The organism is Priestia filamentosa (genome assembly GCF_900177535.1).
Taxonomy (GTDB): Bacteria; Bacillota; Bacilli; order Bacillales; family Bacillaceae_H; genus Bacillus_I; species Bacillus_I filamentosa.
The window spans coordinates 1,271,810-1,289,671 of record NZ_FXAJ01000001.1 but is presented as its reverse complement, the minus strand read 5'-3'; the positions used below and the strand labels follow the sequence as shown (position 1 = coordinate 1,289,671).

Below are 17,862 nucleotides of genomic sequence, written 5' to 3'. Positions count from 1 at the left end.
TCTAAATAGATGACTGTGGAGCATTCGTAAAAGTATACCTAAAGGAAAAGTAACATTATGTTAACTGAATTTGTATAAGTATGTATGTCTATAATATCTCATTCAATAACCTATATTTCTGATGTTTTTCGTATTAGCCTTAGAGGTCAAAGTAACCAAAATCCCAAAATAACAAGTCTTTTGTTACAAAACAACAAATAGAAAAAAATCAGGTATAACCTCTCATGAAAGGATATGTATAATATGTTAAAATTTTTAGAAATATCAAAATATAAAAATATTAAAAAAGAGAGGTAATTATGAAGAAAATTAAAATGTTAGTCATGTCTTTAATTGTTGCGTTATTCGTCCCTTCTTCTGTATTTGCAAATACTGTTCCGCAATATGGTAGCGGTGATTGGGATTCTCTAGGAAGCGATGAATTTACCAATCAAAGTAAGATCTTTCTATCAGGTGGAGGCGATTTTAAAATGTGTCTCAGCTCTAATAGTCAACCAGGCTATTATCAGTTATTTGAAGAAGATCCGTATAATCCAGATGATGAAGTAATATCTAATGGTGTTAAAGGTACCTACTTTAAAACAGCAGGTACAGATAGTAATGATTTTGATTCAAATGGCTGTCATGTCTTTAAAAATATCGGTGATTATGTCGATGGTGATCAAGCTGAATTTTATCTTGCCAAATATTCTAGCGGAAATTCCGTTGTAACAGCCTGGGATTGATTTACACTACTCAAAGAGAATGAGGATAATTGACCATTAGAATGCTTCCTAGAACGATTGTTATAGGAACAAACCTCTTGGTTATCCTATCCTTTTCACTGCCGATATTCTTTGTTACGTGCACTAAGAAATTAGATATTATAAAGTAAGACAGAGCTTCCACACCAAGGAAGCTCTGTCTTTTTTAGTAAACTGTGTTAGAAATAGAAACAATTTGAAGATCGGGTTTTATTATTTTTCACCTTTACGGAGGCCCTAATTTAGTATAGAACAACTCCCGCTTGTTACCATCAAAATCTGTTACGAAAAAGTTATCTTGAACAGTATAGCAACATGTTGTATCCATTTCTCCTCGAGCGAAAAATCTGACTTTCTTTAATCGCAACTGATGGGCTTCAATTTCTTCGCGCGTCTCAACTTGAAATCCGAAATGATTGATTTGGTTTCCTTCTACTTTATTACATATATTTAAGGTGAATAGGGGGATGAAAATTTTGTATGGTAAACAATTTAAAACTAAAATATACGATTTCCTCTAATAGAAGTGACTTTTTGGTTCACCTATCTTTTAAATCCACCCTCTGAATGAATGATTTGACCTGTAATCCAATCCGCTTCATTACTCACTAGAAACTTTATCGTTTTTGCAACATCTTTTGGTTCACCTATCCTACCGAAAGGAAACAATGGTTTTAGTTGACTTTTAATCGGTTCTGTCATCCACCCAGTATCAGTTGGTCCTGGATTTATGGCATTGACGGTTATTCCCAAAGAGGCAAGTTCTGCAGATAGCGTAATAGTTAACGCATCAACAGCACCTTTTGTTGTTGCATAGGCTAATTCGCCAGGCATTGGTCCTTGAAATTGACCGGAAGTAAGATTGACGATTCTTCCTCCCCTGTTCTTATTAAACTGTTGAGCAAATTGAATACTTAGAAGTGTTGTCGCACGAACATTTACTATATAATGTTTATCTAATTCTTCTGCAGTTAAAGTAGAAAAATCGGTATTTGTTGAGAATGCTGCATTATTAATTAAGATATGTGGATGACCAAGTTCTTTAATAACTCTATTTAAAAGTTTTTCAGGTGCATCAGGATGTGATAAATCTAGCTCCATACATGACACTCTAATCCCTTTTTGCCCAAGCTCTTCTTTTAATATCATTGGTTCATCTAATTCAAAGTCCCAAGGCATTTCTTTATCATAATCTGTCCAATAAGTAAAAAATATATGATATCCTGTTTCGGCTAACTCTCTACAGATAGCAGCCCCAATGCCTTTTAGACGACTTGCTCCTGTTATAATCGCAATCTTTTCTTTTAAGTGATTCACTAAAATATCCTCCATAGAAGGACGCATAGATAAGGTCAACTGGAGATATAGTGGTTCCCAAATAAAAAAGACAGATATAAAAACAGTATCTATTCTCTAACAAGAGGGAGATTCCAAACTATGCAGTCCTTGTAAGATTATAATTGGTCTCATAAGAATTTAGCATCATTCTCTTTCCCCTTTACAGAATGCGCACCAAAACCTATTTGATAAAGTTACTTCTGAGCTATCTGAATAAGGTTTCCGCATGTATCATCAAAGACAGCCAGTATGACTTCGCCCATTTTTGTCGGCTCCATAGTAAACTTCACGCCTTGTTCCATTAATCGTTTGTACTCTTTATAAACATTTGTAACACCAAACATTGTTGCTGGAATACCTTCATCAAATATCTTCTTTTGATACTCTCTAGCGGCTGGATGGACATTCGGTTCAAGCAAGAGCTCTGTACCATCTTGATCATTAGGAGAAACTAGCGTTATCCACCTAAATTCACCAGCGGGAACATCCTCCTTTTTTACAAAACCCAGCGTTTCTGAGTAAAATTCTAGTGCCTTGTCTTGATCTTGTACAAATATACTGGTAACTATGATTTTCATACTGTTTTTGCCTCCTTTAAAATTTGCCACAAATCGAGTTCTGTTACATATATAAAAAAACGTTGCTGTAGTGTCAAAAAACTCTATATCAAAAATTCAAGTCTCCCCTATTATTAATTTCTATTTAAATGATAGATTAGTTGCACAACACCAGAGGAGAACGTTCTTGTATTAACCACTTTCAAATTCAACCTTTTTTTTATATCCATAAACAACGGTTTTCCTTCCCCTAAAATAACAGGGTGTACAGATAATCTAAATTCATCAACAAGCCCTAAATTGATAAATGTTGTAATTAGACTCCCTCCGCCATATAGCCATATGTCTTTACCAGGCTCTTTCTTTAATTTATTTACTTCTTCAACAATATTATCATTTATGAATATTGCTTTATTATCAGTCCCTTTTTGCGTTCTGGAAAACACATATTTTTTTTTACTATGAACTAATTCCCAAAGTTCTTTTTCAGTTTCAATATCTTCAATTTCTGGAGTAAATTGTCCCCATAAATCGTAGCTTTTTCTTCCATATAAAATAGTATCAATTTGATTTAAGAAATGAATAAATCCCATTTCAGAATCCATTATGCACCAATCGACTTCTCCATTTTTCCCTTCAATAAAACCATCTAAAGTAACTGCTAAATCTAAAATTATTCTTCTTGATTTTACATTATTGGACATCATTCTCTCTCCCTATAATCATTTAGGTATTGTTCCTTCCGCCAAGTTTTTTATATTTTCATTATTTACAGCCTTTATTTCTGAATAGAACTACTAATTTCACCAAACTAGCATATCGTTTAAGTACAAATTCCTTCAAACACTATGCTATCATTTCTATTAAGTATTCCATTCCTCTTAAGATTCTTCCTCCATTAAATGGCCCAATTGCTCGATGGGAAGAACTCATATTACAGTGCATGATTTTTATTCGAATACTTCTATCAATGATTCATCTTTTTTTATATTCGTAAAAGTATACCTAAAGAAAAAACGCAAACTCATTGTCACTCAATGAAGGTGCGCTTTTTTCACTTCTGATAATGGACATTATATGCACTAAGTTCGTATAGAATATTCATTTGATTATTGGAGACCTTATTCAACAATCAGGCCGGATTGTTTAGGAACATTTTTTAGTTTTAAGGTGTCACTAAAAGGTGACACCTTCATTCTTTATACCGGTTTCATCATATTATTTAAAACCTCATGAACCAACGGGAAAGTAAAGAACCCATCATCTTCTAGAAAATGACCACCCTTTTTAACGGGATAAAAAGAGGTATTCAATTGTTTTGATAAACTTTGACTCAATTGAAAAGGAACAATAGAATCATTTTTTGCAGCAATAATAGCACGTGAATGAGTTGCGGAAATTATTTTTTTATAGTCTACTTTTTCAGCTGTAAAAGGGTTTAGTGAAGGTAAGGATGATAAGGATTCAGAAAAACCAGAAACAAGAATAAACCCTCCAAAGCTTGGTAATGGATCTAATTGTTCTAGGTAGTTCAATAGTGTAATAGACCCTAAGCTATGTGTTACAAAATAAGTATTGTTATCTACATTCTTTATGTTATTAGCTAATGTTTTCAACCATTCTTCTTTCTTGGGATCAGACGAATTTGGCATGTGAAGAACTGAAACTTGATGATCATCTGCTACTAATTTTTCTTTTAACCATGGAAACCAATGATTAGTTGGTGAAGCTCCGTATCCATGAATAATGTATACTTGTTTTCCCACTGCGCCTCTTCCCTTCTTTTTATAGCTATAAAAACAGTATAGTACTAATCCAAACCTAGATGGTAGAAGAAACACTTGAAGAAGCTGAAGAATCTTTTAAACGGAGATCCTTTTTCAGAGCTGATAAAGCGTATTATGCTGGCTAGTTTTGTATAAAACATATACCTTTTTAGAACAAATCAGATTATGAAAATGTCCTATTTAATAGAGGATGGATCTTTGATTTACGAGTAAACAAAACCCCTGTATAATAGCCTTATTAGAGTAAAATTGAGGTGAAACGAAATGTTTTTAGCTCCATTATTTGAAAATGATGTACCAGTAGCACTTCTCCGTCCTTAATGGAGTAAAGTGACTACTTCTCTCCGTTAGGGCATTCATTGACCTAATTTTTAAAAACGGAGGGTACAAAAAATGAAAAACACCTTGTTAGGTTCGATATATTTAACATTAGCTGCCAGCATTTGGGGCGGTATGTATGTTGTAGTGAAAGTAGTTGTAGATGTAATTCCTCCATTAGAATTGGTGTGGATGAGATATTTAGTGGCGATTTTTACTCTTTTTATCATTGGTTTAATAAAAAGACAATCTTGGAAGGTTCATAAACGACATTTCTGGTTGATTGCCGCTATTGGAATCGTGGGCAATACAATATCCATTGTTACGCAAGAATATGGGACAATGTTATCTTCAGCTCAAATGGGAGCTATCATTACATCTTCTACACCCGCCTTTATGGTGATTTTTGCTCAATTTATTCTTAAAGAACGATTAAATGTAAAAAAAGGGACATCTATTTGTTTAGCTATAATCGGAGTATTGCTCATTGTAGGGAACGGTAATATAGATATGTCTAGCCAACTTGGTGGTATTTCGCTTTTGGTGGCAGCCTTAACATGGGCTCTTATGTCAGTTCTTATCAAGCGTGTACCAAGCAGCTATTCACCACTAGTGGTGACAACGTATTCTATTTTAGTTGCTCTTGTCATCCTAACTCCTTTTGTTCTGAATGGGTTAAGTAATATTTCTATTGCTCAATTAAGTCATCCGACAATTTGGAGCGGTCTTTTATACTTAGGTATTGTGTCAACAGCTTGTGCATTTATCCTTTGGAATCGTGGATTACAATTATTAAATGCTTCGAGTGGAGGGTTATTTTTCTTTTTTCAACCTCTAGTTGGAACATTCCTTGGCTGGCTTGTGTTAGGTGAAAAGATTGGGGGAACATTTTGGAGCGGTTCTCTTTTAATTTTAATTGGTGTTTTGTTAGTTATTCGTGAAAAAGAGTAGAATGATAAAAAAGAAACCCGCGGAATGATCAATCCCACGGTTTCTTTTTTTATCTAGTATTTTTTATGTGTACGTAAAATATAACTTTCAGATATACTCTCAACGCTTAAAAATAACCTTGATAACTATCTTATAGCTCAGTCTACTTGAAAAAACGAGCAAGAAAGAATTTCTTATCCAATTGAAAAGTAGAAACACCTACTGGATTGTAAACAGTAGATGTTTTCTGTTACCTATCAACTTTTAAATGTGATACTTTACTTATCTTAAGTAGGTTGCTTATAGATATAAAATTTTATTTGTAATGTAGTAAGTGCTTTTTTATCATTTTTATGTGAACAGGAAGAATAAGACTGAATACAATCAAATAGGCAATGATGGAAAAAATGAAAAAGCCCCAATTTTTCATTTTTAAATACCCTGTTTGTATCATTATCCATTCAATTAAAGTTGAGAATAACGTAAAGATAAGAACAAGAATCCATTTGTTAGTTTTCTTGGCATAGTTTAGATAAATAACGGAAAGCGATGAAGGTATAAAACTATAGCTTGTAAATTCACCAAGTCCCGTAATTTTAGGATTACCTAGATCTACCCAATCTAACATGCCTCCCACTACTGTATCAGAAATCCAAGCTACATAACCTACAACGCCAAAAGTAATATAAAATTCTAACCAGTTAATTCTTCTTTTAGGCATAAAAAGGGAAAAGAGTAATAATATAAGTCCTACAGAAACAGGAAACCAAATACCTCTTGCAGATAAATCTAAATTTTGAATGATTGAGTGCATATTTAGACACCTCTTTTTTGAAGGTATATTTATTTTCTCCTATTTATCGGGAACTTATTAATTTAACCCTCAAATGAAGAAGCAGGCTATAACATGTTGTTTTCTGTCAATAAATCACATTATGCGAATTAGAAGTAAATACGTTATCCATATAAAAAGAAAAGATTTCCACCGTATAAAGTAAAATCTAAAGAAGTAGATTTATTTAAAATACACAGGGAGGAACAACGAATGGAGGTATTCATAAAATCTCTTATTATCTTGGTTTTAACTTTCCTTAGTGTCATTAGTTGGGGAGCATTTTTTAAAGATAAAAAATAAATCTCAAACTTGTTGTAGATAAGGATAAAAGAGCATCTAATATCATAAATTAGATGCTCTTTTATCCTTATCTAGAATGTGTATTATGTAAAGTAAAAACCACCTACATATTAATGTGTAGGACAACCTGTTCACCTGAATCGCACATGTATAAAAAGAAAAAAACTATCCTCTACTATGTATAATGGGACAGTCTTTTTCTTTTTTATCTTATTAACGATTAAAAAATTCTCGCGCTTCTGGATGCATATGGAGCAATTCTTTGCTGACGTCTAGACATACAGATAACACAATAATAAGAGCTATATAGATGATAAACGTTATAACTCTCGACTTTGTACTTGTTGTACGGTAGCTCTCTGCGTACTGTAAATCGATTTCTTCTTGTGTCAGATACTTTTCAAGTTGTTGTAGGAAGTTTTCCGACGCCTTTTGATAAAGGGCGTAATCCTCTAACTCTTCTTGTAAGCGAGCTTGAGCGAATTCATCTAATTGCTCCCCTTCTATTACAACCGGTTTTCTTAGATTTACATTTGGAGCAGTTCCCCTAAACTCCTCATAGAGCTGTTCCACTTCTAATTGCACTAAGCTATCTTTTTCAAGATTAAAATCACGAATAGCCTCTCTAAATAAATAAGGTTCTTCTTTAACTTCTTGAAGGCGATGATAAAGTGTGCGAGCTGCCGTTACTTCTTGTTTATCTTTATCCAATGTCTTACTCTTTTTATGGAAATACCATAGGTGAATAACTCCTAAGATTGCAATAATTGTAGCTAAAACGGAGTGTGTATAGATAACAAAGACAATAATAAGGATAAGTCCCAAAAACCATAATTTTGTGTTAATTCCCCCTACTATCTTCCCTCCATCTAACCCTCCAAATGGAATTAAGTTAAACAGGTTAATCAGTGCACCAAATGATAGGACAACCAACCACAAAGAAGATGCTGTAGTTAGATATAACAGGATAGGTGGAACAAGTGAAAGAACCCCAAATACGGGCCCCATATATGCAATAAACGCCATTTCTGCTGCGCTTTTTGGCATCTTCTCCATACGTACAGCTGCTCCTATAAAGGGAATAAATAAGGTCGGTTTTACAGGGAGTCTTCTCATTTTACAAGCAACATAATGTCCAAGTTCATGAACTAACAGTAAATAAATTAGAGCAAAACCAAACTTCCATCCATAAACAAGTCCGTAGGCACCTAGTGAAAGTATCATAGAAATAAGAGTGGACAACTTAGCAAATTTTAAAATGGCTAAAAGCCACTTCATTTTCCCTAAGCCTAAGAGAACAATTCCTCCTATCACTCCCCAGGTTCCTTTGTTTTTATTTTGCTTTTCTTTCTTTAGTTTCTCTTTCTTTAATGTTGCTCCTCTACTCAATCAAAAACACACCTTTATATCAATTTATTTTTCACTCTTCTATACTTTTAAATCAATAGGAAGAAACAATAACAGGATAACATAAAACACTTTCCAGATGGTTACAAATGAGTGTTTTCTTGTAATAAATATTTATCATATAGATTTAGCCTTAAAATCTATATGATTTTAAGGCTGTAAAAGCATACCTAAGCGGAAAAGAAAAAGCACAACTTCGTTGAAAATCAATAGGTTTGTGCTTTTTTACTACTTCTAACATGTTTTATATAAGCTAATTTTGTATATCGTATACAGATTAAAAACAAAAAAACTCCTGCTGCTTGGGAAGGAGTTTTTTTCAGATATATAAATTTTTAAAAGAAGCTGGCTCATACAGCTTGAGTAGTTTACTCAGGGAATTATTTGTTATTCACTTTATAATGCTTTTTAAAGGGATTTTAGTTATCCTAATTCTAAATCCCATCGTTCTTCGATAAGTTTTTGTCCCCACAATACTTGTTCTTCTTTTGTTTCAGTAATTTCGAACCCGAATTTTTTATATAATCGTCTTGCTGCAGGTAAGCTACTTACCGTCCATAAAATGACACGTTCATATTGTTGCTCGTTACAGTAATCAAGTAGAGCTTGAATTAATCGTGTACCTACCCCTTTTCCACGTGTAGAGTCTTCAACGATAAACCATCTTAACATAGCCGTTTTCTCATTTTCTTTTACTAGTCCTATGGAACCCGCAAATTCTCCGCCATTTTCTGCAATCCAGACTTTTTCTACTTCTGCATCAAAAGTTTTATAGAGATAGTCTAGAAATGCCTTATCAAATCTATATTTATCTGTATAAAAAGCTCTTTGTTTTTCAATAATAAGCTCTTTTTTATCTTCAGGTTTATAATGTTCATTTATGTAAATTTCGGATTCTTTTGGATTCATTTGTTGTGACAATATTTCTTCAATGGTATTCATTGATTTAATCAGAGTTTGCTGTTTATCTCTATCTAAATTTCTTAGGAAAAATCTAACCTGTTCATTAGCTTTATCTTCTAGATCATAGTAAATGTTTTTTGCCTTTTCCGTTAGATGAATAAAATAAGTACGACCATCTTCTTCTGATTTTTCTTTATAAATCATATCCTGTTCGTCAAAGCGTTTTAAGATCCTACTCACATAACCACGATCTAAAGCTAATTCCTCTTGCAGCAATTTAGCTGTACACTTGTTTTTACTGTTAATCTCAAATAAAACGCGTGTTTCTGTTAATGAAAAAGGACTATCATATATTTCTTGATTAAGTAAACCAAGAATTTTGGTATAAAAACGATTAAATTGTCTAAATCCAGATACACTTTCATTATTCGACTCTATCATGTTAGAACTGCCCCTTTAAATATAGTTGATTTTAGCAATTATATTTAAAGTTTAAATGATAATGATTGTCGTAGTCAACTATATTGTTTTCTTGGCAAATGATTACCTTATCTATAACACGTTTTATGTAAACTAGCTTTGTATATGATATACCGCTAAAAAAACAGACAATTTCCTAATACCTAAACGGGAGTTTTCCTCGTACAACATATAAAACAGGGATAATTCAGAAATTTTTTATAGCGATATAAGCCTAGATAGCTCCTATAGAGTTCCCTAGGCTTATTAGCTAAAATACACTACGTACTAGTCCACCATCTGCTCGCAATGCGGCTCCATTAATAGCTGAAGAAAGTGGGCTACTTAAGAAAGTAACAAAATGGGCCATTTCTTCAGGGCGAATAAATCTCTCGATAATAGAGGTAGGGCGATTTTCTTTCATAAATCGGCTCTCAGCTTCTTCTATGGTTAATTGTTCATTTGGATACAGACTATTTAACATTGTCTCTACACCTTCTGTTAGAGTAGACCCAGGCATAACTGTATTAACCGTTACATTTGTACCTTTACATAACTCAGCTAAACTACGAGAAAGAGACAATTGCATGGTTTTAGTTGCACTGTAATGAGCCATTTCCTGAGAAGGCATAATAGCTGCTTCACTGGCAATAAAGATTACTCTTCCCTCTTTTCTTTGAATCATTTTCTTGAGATAAGAGCGTGTTAATCGAACTCCACTCATAATATTTACTTCAAATAATCGGAACCAATCTTTGTCTGGAATATCAAAGTATTCAGCAGGTTCAAAAATGCCAAGATTATTAATAAGAATCTCTACTTCTGGATATTGTTCAATCATCTGTTGACATCCTTGTTCTGTTCCTAAATCATGAATAGCAGGCTGAAGAATGGCTTGAGGGTATTGAGTTTGAATTTCTCTAATGGTTTGTTTTACTTTCTCTTCCCGTCGCCCATTAATAAGAACTGTTGCTCCCTCAGCTACTAACGAAAGCGCAATAGCCTTGCCTATACCAGCTGTCGATCCTGTTACTAGAGCTGTTTTTCCTTTTAAACTCAATTCCATCTAAACTCCTCCTAATTTCTCTATAAAATCTTACTTGTTGGCTAAAAAGAGATACTACTGTAAATACATCTTTGGTATTAGTCTGAATAAATCTCCTGCTTTTAAACAGAAAAGGAGTTAAACAATTAACAATGTCTAGCTCCTCCTATCTTCATTAAAAACCAAAATTGTCAGGATTTAAACATACACGATGATTTTGATTAAACTCATCAATGGGTTTAATTTCATTTTTGATAACTTAAAATCAAAAATGAAAAATATTTGTACTTTTAATTTAAGAATCCTTAATATAAATTAAAATTCTATTTGATTTTATATCCTTCTTCTTTTTTAAAAAATTTACGGTTAAAATAATAAAGAAGAAGCTATATAAGTAAACAAAGAATATTTAATTGTTTGTCAAAGTTTATTATGAAATATGTAGATATCAAAAAAAAGTACGTACTTTAAAGTAATATAGGAACCAAAAAGTAATATAGATACAGTTATTACTTATATAATAGAAAAAGGAATAAGAGAAAATGAGAAATTTGAAAATTGGCCGTAAACGTATACGTTTACGGCCTGTGTTTCTAACAATAACGTTTCCCTTTTCTGTTAGTGAAAGTTTGATTAAAAAGGTTTATCCATAGTGGTGGTAGAAACTAATGATAAAACCAAAATATTCAGGGGGAGAAAACTAATGATTAATAAAGTCGGTCAAATTATGGTATATGTAGAGAATCAAGATGAGATAGTAAAGTTTTGGACTGAAAAGGTAGGCTTTAGTGTAATTTCCGAACAAGATAATGGTCAAGGAATGAGATGGATTGAAATTGCTCCAACAAAGGAATCAGAAACAAGTATCATTCTACAAAATAAAAAATTCGTTGCTAAGATGGAGCCTGAATTAAATCTTGGTACACCTTCTTTGCTTTTTTTCACAGAAAATCTTGATAAATTATATAACAATTTATCAAATAAAAATGTTACAGTCGGAGAAATTGTAAATATGCCTTCTGGTAGAGTATTTAACTTTGCAGATAGTGAAGAAAATTACTTTGCAGTCATGGAAAAGAGTGAATAACTCCTATTTTTTATTGAACTAAAGGACGCGGTTATGGAACAACGGTAGCACATAGACGTTCAGCAAGCATTTCAATAACTAATTAATAAATATAAAACTTAATTAACTGTACCCGTTAACGTAACGGGTACAAGAGCCCAATGACAGCAGACTGGCGGGCATCCCTGCCAGTTGTTGAACAAATGAGCAGGATAGTTTTAAGAGTATGTTGAAAATTAATTGGTAAATTTATTTAGGCAGTTATTTAACTCATTCTTGGAGGTATCTGATGGAGCCCTATGTACCTAAATTTCAGGATTTGATTCAAAGTACTTTACAATAATGGTAGGTTATAGTGGGGTAGCGTCAGGATTTTGACAATTTACAACGGCAAGAACACAAACTCAGTCGCAACAAGGGTTATAAACTATGTACCAATAGAGGCTAATCTATTGAGATAGAGTCAATTTAAAGGGGAATAAGGCTTGTCGGTGTCTCATATGACTTGTCTCAAAACTCTTATCGTGGCTAATTTAGCAATTTTCATTTACTAGACTTAACGTTGTAAATCCACATTTTCCTGACTGTACCCCATAGTGCTTAATGATCACTATAAACTACTGGGAGTGAAAGGAATGAATATAAAATCACTGCGCTCAGATCATATTTATCAAAAAGTTGCCCAAGCTTCGCCCGAGGAAAAGCTTGAATTATTCAGAAACGAAATGATGGCTCCCTTTATGAAACAATGGCAAATTCAACAGATTCCTTTTAAAGCTGAAGAGGCGAATGGTTTCGACGTTATTACGTTTAATAGTATGATGAATCGGTCCCCTGATCAGATTACCCAGCAGATTTCACCTGAGGTAGGGTTGATTTCGTCCGATTCTTTTTGGTTAGAGTGTGAGCACGCTGTAAGGAAAAGCCTCCGTCTATTTATAGAACATGAAATAAGCCTCCCCGTATCCGAATATTTGTTTACCATTCAACTAGGGAATCCAGAAAGCCGTTCCTTAGCATTAAATGAAGGGTATAGCGGCTTTGGAGGCATTCCTGGGTTTATCATGTGTACACTTGTGCCAAATGAATACACGCTTCCTCGAATGAAGGCTGCGTTGGCGCATGAATGCAACCATAATGTGCGATATCAATTTATTCAGTGGGATCATACCGTTAATTTGGGCGAGCTAATTGTAAGTGAAGGATTAGCTGAAAACTATGCTACGTTCATGTTTGGAGAAGAATTGCTCGGCCCTTGGGTAACGAAAACAAACGCAGAAACACTTAACAGGCGCATAAAGCCTGTGCTTAGAGAGCAATTGCAATTAACTGGGTTTGATAAATTTGCTCCGTATCTTTACGGTGACGAGATCGCAAAACTTCAAAACTTTAAACCAGTCAATATGCCGTATAGCGCTGGCTACGCTTGCGGATATTATTTAATCCAATATTATTTAAGAAAAACAGGAAGAACAATCTTTGAGGCCACAATAACACCTGCTGCTCAAATACTAGACGAAGTAAAGGGATTTTGGAATGAAGAAACCATTATTAGCTGTTAAAGATAGCGTTCAAATAACAGGAATTACCGCTCGGTCCCTACATTATTACGATAGAATCAATCTATTTAACCTGAAGCACGAAAGCCCATAAAATCAACTGTTTAAGCGCAACGGACTTGAGGATCACCTCCAATTATGGAGACGAGGTTTGCGAATAGAGCCTTAAAAGACGTAATAAGCCGTCAGCTTCCCCTCCCCACATGAAGGAGCAATAGGATTTCCAAGATATAAGTTGGGATTATGTACTCATTCTAATAAAATACTTTTTTGCTCCATGCATTGCCAGATCCCTTGGTTTTGAGAAGACAAAGCCGGCTTTAAAATCATCTGACGCGCATGAAAAGGAGGATAAATAAGTATATAATAAACTATCTATCCTCTTCTTATTGTAATCCGAATAAATTTTATCAGGTAAGTCTTTATAATTGTAATTTTTAACCAATTATAGATTGGCATATTTATCCTCATTGTTTTCGTAACCCCTTAATATTATTTCTATAATAAAAAATAATTATTATATATTTATGTCATACCGTGAGATCAGTGCTAAGTCTTTATTATTTTGTACTAGCATTATATTCTTAAGGAGATGCCCTTCTTTACGTTCCATAAATTCTATTTTCTTATTTTTATCCATAATTAAAATTACTTTACATAACTTATATTATTAGCCGTAGCATGCTAAAAAGCCCTCATTATCAAGGGCTTTTTCCATTCCATTAAGTATCATCTTTTTGTCAAGTAAGTCACATTTCTTTTAAAGCCTTTCTATTTGGTGCTTGGGGTGGTTGTTCTAGCCATTGTCGGTTTACCATAATATTGAATCCCTTTTCAGCATAAGTTAATATTTCTCCGATTAATTTACTATAATAAGTAGCTAAATCCAACCTCATAGATAAAGACAAAGCATGGCCAATAAGTGTAACATCAATAGAATTTAAGAAATGAAAAAGCGCAACAATAAGCTTATCAGAGAAAGGGGAGACGGTTGAATTTGTCACCTCCATACTAACAGGAACAGTACCAAGAAGCTCCTCTTTTTTTAGAAGGTCATTAAAGAAATTAATCTGCTTTTCTGATAAATTCATCCCATTTTCTATATAATCTTTAATCTCTTTATCCTTCACTACTTGTAATAAACCCATACATAGTAGAACTGCAAAATAGTTACGCTCAATGTTAAAGAATATTTCAGTAAGCTCGACAGCATTTAAAGGTCTTTTTTTTCCTATGGCTGCTATAATATAAGATTGCTTTTTTACATATTCGACCTTCTCAGGATAAGTAATCATAGGCGGTCTATCGTAAATACCTTTAGATAACATTAAATTAGTGGACTCTGCATAGAGCTCCGTAGTCTGTTTCAAAGCGTGTGTGAAAAAATCAAGAACATCTGCTCGAGCAACAGTAGAAGTAGCAAATCCTAAGTTAACCATTCCCATGCGGCTCATTGAATAGACAAAACTCAGAGCAAAGAGATCATAAAAAAGTGGAGGAGCTGATAAATTAATATCTTTACTTGTAAATCCATCGGGTAAAGGGATATTTTCCTCTAAAAAAATGGCTTTAATTTGTTTTACATGGGTTTGAGAGATATGTAAAGATTTTTGTAAAATAGGCTTTATTTCGTTATCTTGGAGGTGATGCAGAAAATATTTTAACAAACAAATAGACATTGTTTCTTGTATATAAACTCCCCATAAACCACCAATTTCAGGACTTGATAATCTTACATTTCGTTTAACCATAATGCCTCCTAATTACATGTATTTATCTTGAGTATTTCATTTATCTTCCCAATTTATTCTTTTTTAATTTCCAAAAAAATAGAGACCTTGTTCAATTCTAGTTCACATAATGTAGTTTATAGGCAATGAAAGAAGCCTTATAAAAATTTATAAGGCTTCCTACTCCTACTTTCCTTAATTATAACCAGTCCTTCACATAAACAAGCAATCCTAATACAGCTCCAATTGAAGCCTCAAAGAAGATACTCGTAACGTATTTCCCTTTAGTTTCGTTTGAATTGCTTTTACCATTATTCATCAACATTCCTCCTCTCCGTTAGATAAATGATTATATTCTTTATGAAATAAAACTCCTGTTAGAGCACCGTAGAATTTTCAGTTCATTAAACGAATACAATTAGAAACTTATTTTTGGTTTCATAAATGTAAAAGTTTGGGGCAAAATACTCCATAAGGTTTATATTATTGGAGGTAACAAATTTGACGATGAATGACGATCGATTGACTTCCTCAGAAATTACAAATCTGTGGATTCAATATATTCGGGAAACTATGGCAATTTGTATAAGTAACTACGTGTTAGCAACTGTTAAAGATTATGAAATTCGTACTCTTTTTAAATTTTGTCTAGAATTATCTGAAAAGCATCTCGAAGTGCTAAAAAAGTTTTTAAATAAAGAGAACTTCCCCCTACCAATTGGTTTTACTGATAAAGATGTAAACCTCGAAGCACCTCCTTTATTTACGGATCTTTTTTGGTTACAGTACATACATACCATGACAACTCATGGGCTATCAGGGTATAGCATGTCTTTTAGTAGTTCCGTTCGGAAAGATATTAGGAACCATTACTATCAGTGTAATATAGATACAATGGAGGTTTATAATCAATCAATTGATATCCTCCTGTCTAAGGGAATTTATGAAAGAGATCCTTATTTTTCTACACCACAAAATCCTGGATTCATTACCGAGTTAGGATATGCTATAGATGTATTGGGGAAGAAAAGACATTTAAATACAATGGAGGCTGGAAATATATATATTAATTTGAGAAAGAGTATTGTGGCAAAAGGTATTATTCTCGGTTTTCAGCAAGTAACTAAGGACAAAAAGATACGTAAATTTATGGAGGATGGTTTAAGTTTACTTAATAAACATATAGGTATTTTTTCTTCCATACTACATGAAGAGAACCTTCATTCACCACGGTTATTAGATACCCACGTTACAGATTCTAAAATGGCTCCTTTCTCTGATAAATTAATGCTATTTCATGCAGGTTTTATGTTCAACCTAGGTATGGTGTATTATTCTAATGCTATGGCTGTAAGTATGAGGGTAGATGTAATAACACATTGTGAATCATCTATTCTAAGAGATTTAAAACTTACGACTAGTTGGGGAAACATTATGATTAAAAAAGGATGGATAGAAAAACCACCTCAAGCAAATGACCGGAAGAAATTACCTGATGAGTAGCGGATGGCTTATCTCTTATATTTGTTTAGAGCATTTTTTACGGCGTCTGTCAAACACCGTAGAGGAAGTAAAAAAGCGCAAACAAGTTTAGTACCAACGAGTTTGCGCTTTTTTCTTTTCCTTTATATATACTTTTATGGACGTTTATTTGACTGTCTAATTCCCATTATTTTATAATTTTCCATATATCTATGTTATTTAAACCAGATGATGATCACTTATTAAAACAGGAAGTGGCCAAGCAAAGCATATTTTTAAAAGTAAAAATATCCCCTCATTCATAAATTTGAACATATGAATAATTATCCCCACCACATAGCTAAAACAAATATGGACCATAAAGAAATAAGGAAACTAGGAATTACAGTAACAAGCCAATACAAGTTTAAGATGTTACCCTTTAGTACATTTTTTCTTTGGAGTATGTAAGTCCAGAGAATTTTAACAAAGTATAAAAAAATACTTATATACGTTACAGCAGTCAAGTAGTACATAGCATTCCATTCTATTATGTTTTCATCTAAAAAATAGGAAATATCTTGGCCATATACACCTAAAAAAGTAGCTGAGATTAAAAGAATGATTATGCAAATTTTAGATTTCACTATGTACTCACCATCCTAAATCCTTGTAAACTCAAAGTAAAGTTGTAAGTTTACACCTAATTCTGTTTTTTTCAATGTTAGAAAGGCAATTTAGTAAGTAAATGTTCATTTACACAATGTTGCTTAAGTGGCTTAAAACTCAGCGAGCATAAATTGACCGATAGGATTATTTTATAATTTAAATAACAATCTACGATATTTAGAACTTATATTGAAATTCGATATAGGTCAATTGCAAAAAAACTATATTTTAGAAAAAGTCATTAAGAGAAAGGATTTAGAAATGATTAACGGAATATTTGAAACACACATTAATGTATTAAATTTTGAAGAATCCTCGGATTTTTATAAAAAGTTACCTGGTATATCTCCCTTATATAGAGACGAAGGTAGAAAGTCTACATTCTTTTGGGTTGGTGGTGAAGGTAAGGGTATGCTAGGTATAAGGGAAAACTATCCAAGCAAGAATGTCCAAAGACAGCACTTTGCTATCTCAGTTGATTTAGACGACCTTAAAAAAACTGCTATAGAAGTAAAGAAATTAGGAATTTCTATTAGTAATTTTTTTGAAGATGATTCAGGAGAATTATATGTATTTCCTTTTATGCCTGCTGTATCATTCTACTTCGAGGATCCTAATGGACATTCTGTAGAATATATCTCTATGTTAGACGATGAACCTTTACCTGATAAACCGATTATGAAGTGGAGTGAGTGGGAAAAGATGAATGAAAGATTGCCAAGAGACATCTTTTAGTTATTAGGCTTCCATAGGCC

Annotated in this window: 15 protein-coding genes and 1 pseudogene; 6 read left to right on the top strand and 10 right to left on the bottom strand. The window is 33.1% G+C overall.

Annotated features, from left to right (window positions below; all coding sequences use genetic code 11):
• The first annotated feature begins 299 nt into the window (after window positions 1–299).
• Window positions 300–725, top strand: coding sequence for a hypothetical protein (locus B9N79_RS06645; protein WP_019392415.1), 426 nt, complete (start codon window positions 300–302; stop codon window positions 723–725).
• 244 nt (window positions 726–969) lie between these two features.
• On the opposite strand, the pseudogene B9N79_RS26465 reads toward B9N79_RS06645, so the two are convergent.
• The 5 genes and pseudogenes from B9N79_RS26465 to B9N79_RS06620 all read right to left on the bottom strand — a co-directional run.
• Window positions 970–1,203 (bottom strand): annotated as a pseudogene (locus tag B9N79_RS26465) (ArsI/CadI family heavy metal resistance metalloenzyme); the annotation flags it as partial.
• Window positions 1,204–1,286: 83 nt separating this feature from the next.
• Entirely contained in the window at window positions 1,287–2,087 is an 801-nt protein-coding gene (locus B9N79_RS06635) for an SDR family oxidoreductase (RefSeq protein WP_040060950.1), read from the bottom strand.
• Window positions 2,088–2,275: 188 nt separating this feature from the next.
• Window positions 2,276–2,659, bottom strand: coding sequence for a VOC family protein (locus tag B9N79_RS06630; RefSeq protein ID WP_019392413.1), 384 nt, complete (start codon window positions 2,657–2,659; stop codon window positions 2,276–2,278).
• 113 nt (window positions 2,660–2,772) lie between these two features.
• Window positions 2,773–3,342, bottom strand: a complete 570-nt coding sequence (locus B9N79_RS06625; RefSeq protein WP_046217631.1) for a dihydrofolate reductase family protein — start codon at window positions 3,340–3,342, stop codon at window positions 2,773–2,775.
• Window positions 3,343–3,837: 495 nt separating this feature from the next.
• Window positions 3,838–4,404: an RBBP9/YdeN family alpha/beta hydrolase gene (locus B9N79_RS06620; protein WP_046217632.1), complete on the bottom strand. Its 567-nt coding sequence runs from the start codon at window positions 4,402–4,404 to the stop codon at window positions 3,838–3,840.
• Window positions 4,405–4,818: 414 nt separating this feature from the next.
• On the opposite strand from B9N79_RS06620, the gene B9N79_RS06615 reads away from it, so the two are divergent.
• Window positions 4,819–5,694, top strand: coding sequence for a DMT family transporter (locus B9N79_RS06615; protein WP_046217633.1), 876 nt, complete (start codon window positions 4,819–4,821; stop codon window positions 5,692–5,694).
• 295 nt (window positions 5,695–5,989) lie between these two features.
• On the opposite strand, the gene B9N79_RS06610 is transcribed toward B9N79_RS06615, so the two are convergent.
• The 4 genes from B9N79_RS06610 to B9N79_RS06595 form a co-directional block, all read right to left on the bottom strand.
• A complete protein-coding gene (locus B9N79_RS06610; RefSeq protein ID WP_040060942.1) occupies window positions 5,990–6,487 on the bottom strand; it encodes a hypothetical protein in 498 nt (165 codons plus the stop codon).
• Between the two features lie 534 nt (window positions 6,488–7,021).
• On the bottom strand, window positions 7,022–8,197 hold the full coding sequence (locus tag B9N79_RS06605; RefSeq protein ID WP_046217634.1) for a site-2 protease family protein: 1,176 nt from the start codon (window positions 8,195–8,197) through the stop codon (window positions 7,022–7,024).
• A gap of 441 nt (window positions 8,198–8,638) precedes the next feature.
• Window positions 8,639–9,559, bottom strand: coding sequence for a bifunctional helix-turn-helix transcriptional regulator/GNAT family N-acetyltransferase (locus B9N79_RS06600; protein ID WP_040060938.1), 921 nt, complete (start codon window positions 9,557–9,559; stop codon window positions 8,639–8,641).
• Window positions 9,560–9,848: 289 nt separating this feature from the next.
• A complete protein-coding gene (locus B9N79_RS06595; protein WP_019392404.1) occupies window positions 9,849–10,643 on the bottom strand; it encodes an SDR family NAD(P)-dependent oxidoreductase in 795 nt (264 codons plus the stop codon).
• A 682-nt stretch (window positions 10,644–11,325) separates the two neighbouring features.
• Between B9N79_RS06595 and B9N79_RS06590 the strand changes: the two genes are divergently transcribed.
• Window positions 11,326–11,709, top strand: coding sequence for a VOC family protein (locus B9N79_RS06590; protein ID WP_040060936.1), 384 nt, complete (start codon window positions 11,326–11,328; stop codon window positions 11,707–11,709).
• A 614-nt stretch (window positions 11,710–12,323) separates the two neighbouring features.
• Complete coding sequence (locus B9N79_RS06585; RefSeq protein WP_040060934.1) at window positions 12,324–13,250, top strand: DUF2268 domain-containing putative Zn-dependent protease; 927 nt, start codon at window positions 12,324–12,326, stop codon at window positions 13,248–13,250.
• A 746-nt stretch (window positions 13,251–13,996) separates the two neighbouring features.
• On the opposite strand, the gene B9N79_RS06580 is transcribed toward B9N79_RS06585, so the two are convergent.
• Window positions 13,997–14,998: a DUF3231 family protein gene (locus B9N79_RS06580; protein WP_040060932.1), complete on the bottom strand. Its 1,002-nt coding sequence runs from the start codon at window positions 14,996–14,998 to the stop codon at window positions 13,997–13,999.
• 480 nt (window positions 14,999–15,478) lie between these two features.
• Here B9N79_RS06580 and B9N79_RS06575 point away from each other — a divergent pair, with 480 nt between their 5' ends.
• Together B9N79_RS06575 and B9N79_RS06565 are read left to right on the top strand one after the other, a co-directional pair.
• On the top strand, window positions 15,479–16,480 hold the full coding sequence (locus B9N79_RS06575; RefSeq protein ID WP_082023768.1) for a DUF3231 family protein: 1,002 nt from the start codon (window positions 15,479–15,481) through the stop codon (window positions 16,478–16,480).
• 888 nt (window positions 16,481–17,368) lie between these two features.
• Window positions 17,369–17,842 carry a VOC family protein gene (locus B9N79_RS06565; protein WP_040060927.1) on the top strand — a complete coding sequence of 158 codons (474 nt, stop codon included), beginning with the start codon at window positions 17,369–17,371 and terminating at the stop codon, window positions 17,840–17,842.
• Window positions 17,843–17,862 lie beyond the last annotated feature (20 nt).

Excerpts from the sequence above, each read along its gene's own strand:
- B9N79_RS06645 (WP_019392415.1), top strand. The coding sequence starts at position 300 with ATGAAGAAAATTAAAATGTTAGTCATGTCTTTAATTGTTGCGTTATTC.
- B9N79_RS06635 (WP_040060950.1), bottom strand. The coding sequence starts at position 2,087 with ATGCGTCCTTCTATGGAGGATATTTTAGTGAATCACTTAAAAGAAAAG.
- B9N79_RS06630 (WP_019392413.1), bottom strand. The coding sequence starts at position 2,659 with ATGAAAATCATAGTTACCAGTATATTTGTACAAGATCAAGACAAGGCA.
- B9N79_RS06625 (WP_046217631.1), bottom strand. The coding sequence starts at position 3,342 with ATGTCCAATAATGTAAAATCAAGAAGAATAATTTTAGATTTAGCAGTT.
- B9N79_RS06615 (WP_046217633.1), top strand. The coding sequence starts at position 4,819 with ATGAAAAACACCTTGTTAGGTTCGATATATTTAACATTAGCTGCCAGC.
- B9N79_RS06610 (WP_040060942.1), bottom strand. The coding sequence starts at position 6,487 with ATGCACTCAATCATTCAAAATTTAGATTTATCTGCAAGAGGTATTTGG.
- B9N79_RS06600 (WP_040060938.1), bottom strand. The coding sequence starts at position 9,559 with ATGATAGAGTCGAATAATGAAAGTGTATCTGGATTTAGACAATTTAAT.
- B9N79_RS06595 (WP_019392404.1), bottom strand. The coding sequence starts at position 10,643 with ATGGAATTGAGTTTAAAAGGAAAAACAGCTCTAGTAACAGGATCGACA.
- B9N79_RS06590 (WP_040060936.1), top strand. The coding sequence starts at position 11,326 with ATGATTAATAAAGTCGGTCAAATTATGGTATATGTAGAGAATCAAGAT.
- B9N79_RS06585 (WP_040060934.1), top strand. The coding sequence starts at position 12,324 with ATGAATATAAAATCACTGCGCTCAGATCATATTTATCAAAAAGTTGCC.
- B9N79_RS06580 (WP_040060932.1), bottom strand. The coding sequence starts at position 14,998 with ATGGTTAAACGAAATGTAAGATTATCAAGTCCTGAAATTGGTGGTTTA.
- B9N79_RS06565 (WP_040060927.1), top strand. The coding sequence starts at position 17,369 with ATGATTAACGGAATATTTGAAACACACATTAATGTATTAAATTTTGAA.